The organism is Corynebacterium sp. HMSC076D02, assembly GCF_001813815.1.
Classification (GTDB): Bacteria; Actinomycetota; Actinomycetes; order Mycobacteriales; family Mycobacteriaceae; genus Corynebacterium; species Corynebacterium simulans.
This window is the reverse complement of sequence record NZ_KV814043.1, coordinates 119,078-131,960: the sequence shown is the minus strand read 5'-3', so window position 1 is coordinate 131,960 and position 12,883 is coordinate 119,078. Positions and strand designations below refer to the sequence as shown.

Below are 12,883 nucleotides of genomic sequence, written 5' to 3'. Positions count from 1 at the left end.
CCGATGTCTTACACAGCGCACCCTTCCTCGATGCAGCCTGCTAACGTACGGGCGCATGCACGGCAGAATCACATGGTGACCACGGCAGGCTTCGCTGACGGCTTCATGCAGGCGAACCTGCTCGCCGTGCCACAGGAATACGCATTCGACTTCCTGCTGTTTGCCCAACGTAATCCGAAGGCGTGCCCGATTGTGGGCGTATTGGAGGCAGGCCAATACAGCTCGGAACTGCTCGCCGGTGGCGACATCCGCACTGACATTCCGGGCTACCGCATCTTCCGCGACGGTGAGCTGACCGATTCTGTGGAAGACGCCACCGAGTTCTGGACTGAGGACATGGTTGCGTTTCTCATCGGCTGCTCGTTCACTTTTGAGTCAGCGCTGCAGGAAAATGGCATCACGCTGGCCCATATCGAGCAAAGGCGCAACGTTGCGATGTACCGCACGAACATCGCGACTGTGCCGGCAGGCATTTTCAGCGGACCGCTGGTGGTCTCCATGCGGCCGATTCCCGCAGATCAGGTTGCCGACGCCGTGCGCATTACCTCGCGTTACCCGTCGGTGCACGGGGCGCCGGTGCATGTGGGCAACCCTGAGGCTATTGGCATTGAGGATCTTTCGCGGCCTGACTTCGGCGACGCCGTGGACATCCCAGAGGGTCACATCCCGGTGTTCTGGGCATGCGGCGTGACACCACAAGCAGTGGTGATGAACTCGAAGCCGCGCTTGGCGATTACCCACCAGCCCGGCAAGATGCTCGTCACCGACGCGCGTGACGTGGACTACCAGGTGCCTTAAGCCCGGTCTGCGGCTGCGCTTGCGGCTTCCTCCGCAACTGCTACGACCGGCCGCGCGGTTTGGTTCCATTGGTTGGGTTTCATTGGTTGGGTTTCTTTACGAGTGGCCGGTGCCGGAAAACTCGGCTTACTGGTCCCTTTACCCCACAAAGGGACCCAACCTATGGGACCAAACCGCAAGGGGGGCAGGGAAGCCGCCCCGCCAAGCCACCCCAAGCTAGATGACCGCGAGCATCTTCTCGCAGGTGCGCAGCAGGCTGTCGTGCAAGAGCGCGGCAGCTTCTTCGCGTTTTCCTTCGGCAACGAGCTGGGACAAGCGAATGTTTCCCTCAATGTGCTCAGCATGCAAGGTGGGGTAACGCGGGATGACGAGCAAGAAGCTCAGCCGCATCCGTGCGAGCAGGTTGTTCATCTGCTCGTTAAGCGTCGGGGATTTAAGCGACGCCACCAGCGTGCGGTGAAAACGCTGGTTGATGTTGGATACTTCTTGGTCCTCACCGCGTTCCTGCGCGGCGCGAGCAGAAGTGACAAGCTCAATCAACGCTGCTGGGTCGGCGAATTCGCCCCACAGCACACCGGATGGCTCGATAGCGGCGCGTGCGATGAACAGGTCGCGCACGTAATCGGCATCCGGCGTCGCAATGAAGACGCCTCGGTTAGGGATGCGCTCCACGAGGCGCTGCGCAGCGAGCTCGGTGAAGGCCTCGCGGAGAGTATTGCGGGAACAAGAGAAGCGCTCAGCGGCTTTCACCTCGCTGAGCTGTTGGCCAGGCATGAACTCGCCGGCCGAGATGCCATCGCGAATTTTCGACGCCACGGACTGAGAAAGCATGCCAGACAGCTTAACTCATTGGGTGCGGAGGCCGCTCGAAAAAGAAGGTCACGGCCACTAGTCGATAGTCGCGATAACCTTCGACGGATCCAAGCGGTCGCCTTCCTTAGCCAACAGCTTGATGGTGCCGCCGCATGGAGCCTTTACGGCAGATTCCATCTTCATAGCCTCGATGGTGGCGATGTCATCGCCTTCTTCGACGGTGTCGCCGTCGGCGACGTTCCAGGCCACGAGGTTGGCGTCGTAAGGCGCGGTGACAGCACCCTCCGTGCTGCCGCCCTCACCGGCAGATGCTGCGTTGCCTGCCGCGCCAGATGGTGCAGCGCCGGCAGCCACACCGGAAAGCAGACGCTCTGGCAGACCAACGCTAACCAGCTTGCCGTCGATTTCGATGGCCACCTGGGTGCGCTTGGCATAGATGGCTTCCACCGGCGCGATGTGGCTTGTAGCCTCTGCAGAAGGGCGGTAGTTGTGGTCCAACCAGTCGGTGTAGATGCCAGCTTGTGCCTCAGCATCGCCGTGATCGGCCAGGACCTGGGAGGAGACCATGTCGCGGTGGAAAGGCAGGACGGTGCGCACGCCTTCGATATCGAACTCCTCGAGCGCGTGCTTTGCACGAGCCAGGGCGATCTCACGAGTTGGGCCCCACACCAGCAGCTTGGCAATCAGTGAGTCGTAGTAAGGCGGCACGATGGAGCCGGAGCGCACGCCGGCGTCAACGCGGATGCCAGGGCCCGTCGGCGGCTCAAAGCGCACGATGGTGCCAGGGCATGGCGCAAAGCCGTTCAGGATGTCCTCGGCGTTGATGCGGAATTCGAAAGCGTGGCCGGTGGATTCCGGATCAGTCGAGATGGAAAGTGGCTCACCCGCTGCGATGCGGAACTGCTCGGCAATGATGTCGACGCCGGTGACCACCTCAGTGACCGGGTGCTCAACCTGCACACGGGTGTTGACCTCGAGGAAGGAGATGGTGCCGTCCTCAGAAACGATGTACTCCACGGTTCCAGCGCCGGTGTAACCCACCTTGGCGCAGATGGCGCGTGCGCCTTCGTGGATGCCCTTGCGCTGTTCGTCACTAAGCGCTGGGGCAGGGGCTTCCTCGATGAGCTTCTGGAAGCGGCGCTGCGTGGAGCAATCGCGGGTGCCAAGCACGGCGACGTTGCCGTGGGTATCGGCGAGGATTTGCGCCTCGACGTGGCGTGGGTGAGTCAGGAACTTCTCCACGTAGCACTCTGCGCGGCCGAAGGCTTCCTTAGCCTCGCGGCCTGCAGAGTTGAAGGCTGCCTCAATGTCTTCCAGGTTTTCCACGACCTTCAGGCCGCGTCCACCGCCACCATATGCAGCCTTGATGGCAATCGGTAGACCGTGCTTTTCAGCGAAGGCCCGGGCCTCCTGCCAGTCATCAATCGGATCCGAGGTGCCCGGTGCCAGAGGAGCGCCGACCTCCTCGGCTACGCGGCGGGCCGCAATCTTGTCACCGAGCAGCTCGATGGATTCTGGGGTTGGGCCAATCCAGGTCAGGCCCGCACTGGCGACGGCGCGGGCAAAGTCAGCGTTTTCAGAAAGGAAGCCATAGCCCGGGTGGATGGCATCGGCGCCGGCGCGAACCGCAATGTCCAGCAATGCCGGGACATTCATATAGGTATCGGCCGCGGTGTTGCCGGGCAGGGCGTAGGCCTCGTCGGCCACGCGGGTATGTAGGGCGCCTGCGTCTGCCTCGGAGTAGATGGCGATGGAGCGAATGCCCAGATCACGGGCGGCGCGAGCGATGCGGACGGCGATTTCGCCGCGGTTTGCAATAAGGACTGCAGAAATCATGATTAACCTTTAAATAGTTGTAGCGAGTTCGAAGCGGACCGTGGCTCCCGGTGGAAGCTGTGCGGCGATATCAATGTCTTCTTCGAGGACGGTGGCAATAACGGGGTAGCCGCCGGTGACGGCGTGGTCACGCAGGAAGACTACCGGCTCACCCGATGGCGGAACCTGGACGGAGCCGGCGACCATTCCTTCGCTCGGGAGCTCGCCGGAGCGCGCACGTGACAAGGTCGCATCGTCGCTGGCCCTAAGACGCAGGCCGACGCGGTTGGACTGTGGAGTAACTTCCCATTCGGTATTTAAGAATTTCTCGAGGGATTCCTTGGTGAACCAGTCATCACGCGGGCCCAGCACGCAGCGCAGCACGCCCTCGGTCTGGCCACGGGACCCTTCGGTCACGCGCAGCGGGTTCGTTAGCTGCGCGTCGGTCATGGCGGTAGAACGCGGCAACACGCCGATGATGTCGCCTAGGCGCACCGGCGCCGGGCCCAGCCCGGAGAGCACGTCGGTGGACGCGGAGCTCAACTCGCTATCGGCAACGATGCCGCCGCGGATGGCGATGTACGAGCGCATGCCGTAGGTGGCGGGCTCGACGCGCACGGTGGAACCCGCGGTAACTAGCACGGGTCGCGCGAGGTGCACCGGCATCTCCTCGAGGACCACGCGGGCTTGGGCGCCGGTGACGCAAATGACGGTATCGGTGAGGGCACGCAAGCGAATACCGCCGATGTTTTCCAGCACCGTCGCACCGCGCGGGTTTCCCACCGCGACGTTGGCGGTGGCCGCTGCTGCCTGGTCAGCCGCGCCCGAAGGGGTAACGCCTAAGTTGCCACGGCCCGGGCGGCCTTGGTCCTGGAAGAGGGTGACAAGGCCTGGGTCGATGACTTCCATACGTGGCAGGCGCGCCGGGGTACGGCGGCCAAACGGGGTGGTGGACACGATGTCTGGCAGGGAGCTGACGGCACGGTAGCGCACGCGGTCGCCGGGCTGCACCAGCGCCGGCGGCTGCGCATCCGATTCCCACATCGGGGTCGAGGTGGTGCCTAGCAGCTGCCAGCCGCCGGGGGAGACGCGCGGGTAGACCGCGGAGAAGTTACCGGCGATGCCTACCGCACCATTTGGCACCGCGGTACGCGGGGTAGAGCGACGCGGGATGTCGACGCCGCGGGAGGCATCTGCCGGGGTGCAATACGTAAAGCCTGGGGCAAAGCCGCCGAAGGCAGCAAGCCACTCGGTCGAGGTATGCCAGTCGATGAGCCCCTCGCGGGACATACCGAGTAGGTCGGCAGCTTCGTCCAGATCCGCGCCGTCGTAAAGCACGTCGATCTCCACTAAGCGTGGCTCCTCCACGGAGCGTGCGGAAGGGTGGAAATCCTCCAAGAATTCGGCGGCGGCATGCGCTGAGTTCGGGGTATTAAAGGTGAGCAATAGGGTAGTCGCTGCGGCAATCGCATCGACTTGGTCTTTCAGTGGCTGCGCAGTAAGTGCCTCGTGCCAGGTCATGACCTGGGAAAGGTCATCCAACTCCACGAGCAACGCGCGGGTTCCTACGGGGTGAATGTGCATTAGATAAAGCTCCGGATCTCAATGCCACGGGCATCCAGCTCGGCTACCACGCCGCGCAGCATCTCCACGGCGCCCGGGGAGTCACCGTGGGTGCAAACGGACTGCGCATCCACGCTAAGGACGCTGCCGTCGATGGCGGTGATGGCGCCGGTTTCTGCCACCTCGAGAACGCGCCTTACGACGTCGTCTGCCGAGTGCAGCACAGCATTGTCCTGTGTGCGCGAGACCAGGGTGCCGTCGGGGTTGTAGTTGCGGTCGGCGAAGGCCTCGCGGATTACAGTCAGGCCGCGTGCCTCGGCGACCTCGACTGCCACGCCGCCCGGCAGTAGCATGACCGGGATATCTCCAAAGGCCTTGATGCCGTCGATGACTGCCTTGGCCTGGGCCTCGTGGTAAACGATGGCGTTGTACATCGCGCCGTGCGGCTTGACGTAGCTCACGCGAGTGCCGTGTGCGCGGGCCAGCGCTTCAAGCGCGCCGATTTGATAGGTGACTTCGTCCGCCAACTCAGCCGGGTTGTAGTCGATGAAGCGACGGCCGAACGCGGCTGGGTCGTTGTAGCCCACGTGTGCACCAACGACGACGCCCGCCTCTTTGGCTGCGCGGACGGTGCCGGCGATGGAGTGCGGGTCACCCGCGTGGAAGCCGGTGGCGACGTTGGCAGAGGAGACCAGTTTGAGCATCGCTGCGTCGTCTGCGACTGGATTGCCTGCGGTGGTCTCGCCGAGGTCGGCATTGAGATCAATAAAGAGCTGGCTCATACACTCAAATCCCCTTTTAAAATTGTTCAACAATCTATAGGCGGATAGTGTATCGTGCGTCACGTCACTTTGTGAAGTGGGACGCCATTTTTAAGGAAAGGCGGGGGTAGTCACGGCGCGTCGATGTGCGTGACTACCCCCCGATGATGACGGTGGTGGGGTTGGCGGGGGATGCGGCGTCAAGAGTGCGTTCTCTGCAACCGGTGACCGGGCAGGCATAAGGTGAGATCTATGCCGCAGCTGTTTGAATCTTTGGAAACGTATCTGGAAAAGACGAAGACGCAGCGTGAGGAGCTTTATAAGTGGTTCCACCAGCACCCGGAGCTCTCGCTGCAGGAAGCCGAAACCAAGGCACGGATTATCAAAGAGCTGGAGGCGCTTGGCGACGTCGAGGTAGTCGACGTCGGAGCCGGCGTCGTCGGAATCCTGCGCAACGGCGATGGCCAAACTGTGGCGATGCGTGCCGATTTCGACGGCTTGCCAGTCAAGGAAGACTCCGGTGTTGAGTACGCCTCGACTGCCACTCAGGTCTCCGACAAGACTGGCCAGGAGGTGCCGGTCGGGCACATGTGTGGCCACGACATGCACACCACGTGGCTTTTGACCACCATCTCTTATCTGGCGGAAAACCGCGAGCAGTGGTCCGGCACTTTCGAAGCAGTCTTCCAGCCCGCCGAGGAGATCGCTGAAGGCGGCAAGGACATGGTTGCGGCGGGAATCACGGGCAAGATTCCAGTCCCCGATGTCATGCTGGGCCAGCACGTCATGGGTGCATTGCCACTGGGCCATGTTGCGACCAACGCGGGCATTAGCTTCTCCCAGGCTTCCACTGTGAAAGTAACTGTGCGCGGCGTCGGCTCGCATGGTTCCATGCCGGAGAAGGGCGTCGACCCAATCGTGCTTTCGTCCTCAATCATCATGCAGCTGCAGACAATTATCTCCCGTGAGCTACCGGCCAGCGAGCGCGCGGTGGTCTCCGTGGGCACAATCCACGGCGGCACGAAGTCCAACGTGATTCCGGATAAAGTCGTGTTCGAGCTCAATACCCGCTGCTACTCGCAGGAAGTCGAAGACCACATCCATGCCTCGATCGAGCGCATTGTGAACAATCAGGCCGCCGCGGCGGGCGCGCCGGAGCCTTCCTTTGAATACTCCGAACGCTTCCCGGTGCTGGACAATGACCGCGATGTAACTGCCAAGGTCACCGAGTCTATGCAGACCTTGTTGGGGGGAGGAGCGCACGGAGACCTTCGCGCCTTTATCGGCCTCTGAGGATTTCCCGGACATCCCGAATGCCTTTGGCACACCGTATTGCTTCTGGGTCGTCGGCGGCTTCCCAGCTCCGGAGAATGCACCGGGCAATCACTCTCCGCAGTTCGTCCCTGAGCTGCACCCCACCCTGGAAGCAGGTGCCGAGGCCACGGTTGCTGCGCTTTGCCCTTGGCTGGCGGTTTAAGGAAGCTGCGCTTTTAGATCCGGGTAGGAAGGCTGGGCGCCGCGGCCCAGCGCGGCGAAGGCGCCGACGCAGGCGGCGTGATGGGCGGCGTCGGTAAGCGTGGCCCCTTGTAGGAGCGCTTCGCCACGAGCGCGCCTGTGAACGCGTCGCCAGCGCCCGTTGTGTCCACCGCTTTGATCTGTGGGGTGGGAATCGGCGTGGTGCCCTCGGCATCCGCCACGATGGCCCCGTGCGGTCCAAGCGTTAACACCACCGCGGCAAAGCCTTCGGCGCGCAGGCATTCTATGAGTTCTTCTGGTTCATCGCCCGGCGTCTGCGCCCCCAGTTGCTTGAGCACCAACCCCGCCTCGTGTTCGTTAACCACGAGTGGGTCTGCCTGTAGGAGTGCCTGCTTATCGACGTCCACCACCGGCGCCAGGTTCACCACCACGCGGGCGCCTACCGCGCGTGCGAGTTCGACCGCCTTCTGGAATCCTGCGGCGGGAATCTCGCCCTGTAGCAGCACCAAGTCCGCCTTGTGCATTGCCCGCGCGTGCTGTTGAACGAACTCAGCGTCTACCCGCGCATTCGCGCCGGGGACCACGACGATGGTGTTCTCGCCATCGGCTGCGACCTCGATTACCGCAAGGCCCGTGGTGGTGGAATCGAGGTGTTCGACGTGGCTGAGATCGACGCCCGATGCTTCTAGCAGTTCCATGGCTGGGCCTGCATACGCATCATCGCCGACTGCGCCCACGAATGAGACACTGGCGCCTTGGCGTGCCGCAGCTACCGCTTGGTTTGCGCCCTTGCCGCCGGCGAGGATGTCGCCGCCACCGCCTATCAATGTCTCGCCCGGGGTGGGGTGGCGTTCCACGCTAATCATCAAGTCGGCGTTGATCGAGCCGACGACTACGCATCGCGGCTGTTTTGTAGTCATGGAGTTTCCTTTGCGTTTGTGCCTTTTGTGTGTTCCCTTGTGTGGTCCACTCTAAGAGTCCGCGTCCAGGCTTGGGGCGGCGCAAGGGTGCAATTTGCCAAATATTGGGGTGATTTCGGGAAGTTTTGGCGCCTTGTTTGGCAAATTGTGCTGGATTGACCCCGATGGGCGTGCGCAAAACTGGGAAAGCCGCTCCCTATCTTCCAGCCCCTGAGAAGGGAGCTGAAGGAAGATGTGGAGCGGCTTATCTAAGCAGCGGATGCTTGCAGGGCTTAGAAGGTGCCCTTAACCTGCTTGCCGAAGTCGTTGACGGTTGCCTTGCGGGAGTCAACGTTCTGGTCGTTAGCCTGGGAGTTGTCGCCTTCCAGACGGCCAATCTGGGTGACCTCGATGTAGTTGTGGATGCGGCCTTCCTTGGTGTCGCCATCGCCGAAGTCGAGGTTTGCAACGCGAACCTTCTCGCCAGCGTTGATTGGGTTAGCCAGGGTGACCTCGAAGGTGCGGGTGGAGGTCTTCTCGTTGAAGCCCAGGTCACGGATGTGAGCGCCGTTGGAAGAACGTGGGGTGATGAGGCGGTCAACGCCCTTCGGGCCCTTGTCGGTCTTCACGTCAACGCGGTACTGAACTGCAGGGAAGGTGCCGTAGTAACGGTCAGAGCCAACGTTTTCCAGCTGCAGAGCAACGGTGCCTGCGAAACCGGAGTGCTTAGCGCCGGAGGTGGTGAAGAAAGGCTTCAGGTCGAGCTTCTGCTTCTCGTCAGACTTCTCGTCCTTCTTTACCTCTTCGAGCTTTGCCTTGTCAGCTTCCTCTTCCTTCTTAGCTTCAGCCTCGGAAACAGGTGCCTCGGTTACTGGAGCCTCGTTGTCCTTGACAACCTCAGCGTCAGCCTTCGGATCCTTGTCCTCCTGCTTAACCTCTTCGGTGTTCTGTGCGTCCTTGTTAGGAGCGAAGGAGTCAGCGAGGTCGTCGTACAGCTTGACGCGAACCTCGTTCTTGACTGGCTGCAGTGCGGACCAAGCGGTCGGGGTGGACCAGGTACCGTTGGTCTTGCAGTACTGCTGGGTGCCGGTCATGTTCAGAACGCGGAAGCCGTAGGTTGCTTCGCCGGTGTGGTTTGGCGGAACGTCGTAAGGTCCGATGGACTGGCCAGCCTCCCAGGACAGGGAGTAGGAAGCGGAAGCGCCGAGCTTGGTAGCGATCTCGTGGGAGATGCCTGCGGAGCCCTTGGAGTTCTTACCGGAAACGTCGCCGCCCAGGTTCATGGAGGTGGTGCTGGTGCGGTCGCCGTTGACCTCCAGCTGGATGGACTGAGACTTGGACAGGTCCTGCTGCAGCGGAATGTCCTTCTTAGTCTGGTTGGTGGTGGAGATGGTGCCAGCTGGCATGAAGGTGTCAGTTGCTTTGTAGACAACGGTGCGGTGGTCTTCCCATGGGTTGCAGACCGGGCGTGGGTTAAGGACGTTAGCCTTCATGTGGTCGGAACCGTGGGTGGTGTGGATGATTGGCAGCTTGGCGTTGATGGCCGGAGTCTCTGGGTAGGACTCGGTGATGGTTTCAGCGTTAGCTGCTGGCATCATGAGCGTGCTGCCGGCGATGGCAAGGCCGGCGAACAGGCCGGCGGAGCGACGACGGATAGACATGTTTAGTTCTCCTCGAACGACTGGAGGTGGACGTATTTTTGGCGAGTTACGCACGGCGAATACGTTGGCGGTGCGTGACGAAGACCTACGCTAGCGACTGTCTTTCAGTGACGCACGATAGAGATGTATTGACAATTAAAGATAGAAATTCACATAAGTGTCATGAACGCTGTAAACAGCTTCGGTGGAAAATTAACGCTGACTGGGAATTTTCCAAATTAGGACTACATCGTGCGAAAAGTGTTCTTGTCCGAACGATCACAAACTAAAGTATGATTACTTTCAGGGGTGATCCTTATGTGGAAAATGGCTAAATGGCGGTCCTCGAAAGGCGGAAAATCCGTTTTGCTGGCTCAGCCCGCGCTTCACCTTGGGATAGCCTGTGCAAATTAATGACTGGGATGTATTGTCACGTGGCTTATCGCGCCCAGTGGTGAGGATAACACCATGCGGGCTTATGTGCTCGGCTAACAGCATTTGGAAACCAGACAACCTTAATAGTTCAAATGCCATAACCTGAAATCATGAGCGCCAAATCCCCAGAAAACCTCTTGCTTTATCTTTCTGAAGAGCAAGAACGGGCCATCGCCGAGCTATTCGACGACCTCGTTCGGCGTGGCCTGCCACGCCAGAATCAGCGCCCGCACATCACTATTACTTTCGCCCAATCCATGGCCCCCGAGGCAGTGGAACTGGCCGCTGAACTGCTTCCGCCGCTATTGCCAGCAACTTTTCAACGGGTGGGAACCGTAGTATTCGGAACGCGCTCGAAGCAATCAATCGCTTGGCTTCTGGAAACAACCGATGAGTTCGAAGCGGCCGCTCGGGAGATTAGCGCGGCCAATCCTGAATCACGAGGGGCCCGCTGGACCCCGCATATAACGATGGGACTTCGCATCCCGCGCGACGAGGTCGGCCGCTATATCGACGTCCTCGATGCCGCTACGAACGAGGCCACCCGCACCGCTGCACGCAGCGGCGGGCACTTGCTGAAGGAATTTACTGCGGCCCAAGCTGCGTACTGGCGGCCGGCGACTGAGGAATTGCGGGTGCTATGGGGAGATCGAGTAGCGTGACGAGCACCCGCTAAGCGGGGGATTTAGCGTTTAGTTCAAGAACTATTGCGCCGGGGTGGGAACAGCGACTGCATCGCCCACCAGGTCGATGACCTCTTCGCGAGTGCCCGCAGCACGCAGTTGTGCGCGGAAATCTTCCTTCATCAGGCGGCGGGCCAGCTTCGACAGAATCTTGAGGTGCTGATTGCCGGAGCCTTCCGGAACAGCGATCAGGAATACTAGGTCGGTTGCCTCCTCGCCCTCGGCCCACTGAATGCCGGGCTTGGGAAGACGGGCGAAAGCCAAGGTTGGGCGCGTGACCCCTGCAGTGTGGACGTGCGGGATGGCAACGCCATTGCCGACGCCGGTGGAGTGTTGCTCTTCGCGGGCTAGTGCGGCGTCGACAAGCGCTTCGGCGTCGGAAGCGCGACCAGTGGCTGCGATGGAAGCGACGAGCTCGCGAATGATGTCCTCGCGGTTGGTACCACGCGTGGTCTCAAGCGCGACCGTATCGGGAAGAAGCAGGGCATCGCTATCGCTGGCGCCTTCAGTAGGAGTTGCTTCCGACGCCGCGGCACCCTTCTTGGCGGTGATACCGACGAGCAGGAGGATAAGCGCGGCGTCGACAAGAATGCCGGCCGCCAGGCCGATGATGAATCCGCCAACGTTGTCGACGGCGCCCAGCAGCGCCACGATCGGGCCGCCGTGCATGACGTGATCCTCGACGCCGAGCTGTCCCGCGATGGCGCCCGCGACGGCACCGCCGATGACGTTAGCCGGAATGACCTGCAGCGGACGAGCAGCGGCGAGCGGAATCGCGCCCTCGGTAATTCCGAACATACCCATGAAAAGGGCGGCGATACCGGAATCGCGCTCGGCCTTGTTGAACCAGCTGCGGCGAACCAAGGTGGCGACGCCGACGGCTAGCGGTGGCACGGCAATCGCCGTTGCCGCCATGCCCATCGGTGCCGCGTTGCCAGCCGCGATGAGGCCGCCGCCGAAGAGGAAGGCGGTCTTGTTGAAAGGCCCGCCCATGTCGAAGGCAATCATCGCGCCGATGACAGCGCCGAGTATGAGCACGGAGGAACCCTGCATGCCGGCGAGGTAATCCGTCATGGCCTCGAAGGCAGCGGCGACTGGATGACCGATGATGTAGATGAACGCCAGGCCCACGATAAGCGTGGTGAGAATCGGAATGACAATAATCGGCCAAATCGGCGCGACGTACTTGCCCACTGGAATCTTCTTGATGGCCAGGGCAACATAGCCGGACAAGATACCTGTGATGATGCCGCCAATGAATCCGGCACCCGCATCCGATCCGTAGAGCGAACCCGTCGTGGCGATAAGGCCGGTGATAAGTCCCGGTGCAAGGCCCGGCCTATCCGCAATGCCCACGGCGATGTAGCCGGACAAAATCGGCACCATCAAAGAAAACGCCAGGGCACCTAGCTGATTAATGGTGAACCAGAAGCTGCCTTCCGGAATGGCGATGCCCTCCGGGGTTGGCGTGCCGCCGATGGACAGCGCGACCGCGATGAGCAAACCGCCCGTGACTACGAAGGGGATCATGTGGCTCACGCCATTCATCAGGGATTTATACAGCGTCTGGCCAAAGCCGCGCAGACCCGAATCGGCAGTACCTTCTGTGCGGCCTCCCGCCGGGGTGGCGCTCTCGGTGGAGTCACGCCGGGCCTCAGCTGTAGTTAGCGCCGTTGCCTCCAGTGCACGGCCCAGTAGCTCCTCCGGGCGGCTAATGGCTTCGTCGACGCCGGTAGCTACGAGCCGCTTGCCGACGAAGCGGTCCTTAGCTACCACCGTATCCGCCGCGATGACAACGGCGTCTGCCGCATCGATGTCTGCCTGCGAAAACTTCCCTTCGACTCCGATGGAGCCGTGGGTTTCCACCTTAAGCTCGTAGCCCAGCTTCTGCGCCGCGGCCTCAAGGTTTTCCGCCGCCATGTAGGTATGTGCGATTCCCGTTGGGCAGGCCGTGATGGCAAGCAGCCTCGGCCTTGATTGCGATGTACTCATAACTGTGA

9 protein-coding genes and 1 pseudogene are annotated in these 12,883 nt (G+C 61.4%); 3 read left to right on the top strand and 7 right to left on the bottom strand.

The genetic code is table 11. The features are described from left to right. Nucleotides 1-3 precede the first annotated feature (3 nt). Complete coding sequence (locus tag HMPREF2935_RS02850) at nt 4-798, top strand: putative hydro-lyase (protein WP_070731915.1); 795 nt, start codon at nt 4-6, stop codon at nt 796-798. A 216-nt stretch (nt 799-1,014) separates the two neighbouring features. Here the strand turns inward: HMPREF2935_RS02850 and HMPREF2935_RS02845 are convergent, their stop codons facing one another. Genes HMPREF2935_RS02845 through HMPREF2935_RS02830 form a run of 4 tightly spaced genes read right to left on the bottom strand, consistent with a single transcriptional unit; the run spans nt 1,015 to nt 5,771 of the window. Further along, entirely contained in the window at nt 1,015-1,629 is a 615-nt protein-coding gene (locus HMPREF2935_RS02845) for a GntR family transcriptional regulator (protein WP_061920869.1), read from the bottom strand. Nucleotides 1,630-1,686: 57 nt separating this feature from the next. Further along, nucleotides 1,687-3,447: an acetyl/propionyl/methylcrotonyl-CoA carboxylase subunit alpha gene (locus tag HMPREF2935_RS02840; RefSeq protein WP_070731912.1), complete on the bottom strand. Its 1,761-nt coding sequence runs from the start codon at nt 3,445-3,447 to the stop codon at nt 1,687-1,689. Nucleotides 3,448-3,456: 9 nt separating this feature from the next. Continuing rightward, nucleotides 3,457-5,010 carry a 5-oxoprolinase subunit B/C family protein gene (locus tag HMPREF2935_RS02835; RefSeq protein WP_061920872.1) on the bottom strand — a complete coding sequence of 518 codons (1,554 nt, stop codon included), beginning with the start codon at nt 5,008-5,010 and terminating at the stop codon, nt 3,457-3,459. Beyond that, entirely contained in the window at nt 5,010-5,771 is a 762-nt protein-coding gene (locus tag HMPREF2935_RS02830; RefSeq protein ID WP_061920874.1) for a LamB/YcsF family protein, read from the bottom strand. The genes HMPREF2935_RS02835 and HMPREF2935_RS02830 overlap by 1 nt, the downstream gene beginning before the upstream one ends. Before the next feature lie 231 nt (nt 5,772-6,002). On the opposite strand from HMPREF2935_RS02830, the gene HMPREF2935_RS02825 reads away from it, so the two are divergent. Next, complete coding sequence (locus HMPREF2935_RS02825; RefSeq protein ID WP_371326224.1) at nt 6,003-7,043, top strand: amidohydrolase; 1,041 nt, start codon at nt 6,003-6,005, stop codon at nt 7,041-7,043. Nucleotides 7,044-7,223: 180 nt separating this feature from the next. Here the strand turns inward: HMPREF2935_RS02825 and HMPREF2935_RS02820 are convergent. Together HMPREF2935_RS02820 and HMPREF2935_RS02815 are read right to left on the bottom strand one after the other, a co-directional pair. Further along, nucleotides 7,224-8,146: pseudogene (locus tag HMPREF2935_RS02820) on the bottom strand (ribokinase). 272 nt (nt 8,147-8,418) lie between these two features. After that, nucleotides 8,419-9,786, bottom strand: a complete 1,368-nt coding sequence (locus HMPREF2935_RS02815; RefSeq protein WP_070731910.1) for a hypothetical protein — start codon at nt 9,784-9,786, stop codon at nt 8,419-8,421. Nucleotides 9,787-10,310: 524 nt separating this feature from the next. Between HMPREF2935_RS02815 and HMPREF2935_RS02810 the strand changes: the two genes are divergently transcribed. Then, nucleotides 10,311-10,862: a hypothetical protein gene (locus HMPREF2935_RS02810; RefSeq protein WP_061920882.1), complete on the top strand. Its 552-nt coding sequence runs from the start codon at nt 10,311-10,313 to the stop codon at nt 10,860-10,862. Between the two features lie 42 nt (nt 10,863-10,904). Here the strand turns inward: HMPREF2935_RS02810 and HMPREF2935_RS02805 are convergent, their stop codons facing one another. Further along, the gene (locus HMPREF2935_RS02805; protein WP_070731908.1) at nt 10,905-12,875 is read right to left on the bottom strand and encodes a fructose-specific PTS transporter subunit EIIC; all 1,971 of its coding nucleotides are present in this window, start codon (nt 12,873-12,875) and stop codon (nt 10,905-10,907) included. Nucleotides 12,876-12,883: the final 8 nt, after the last annotated feature.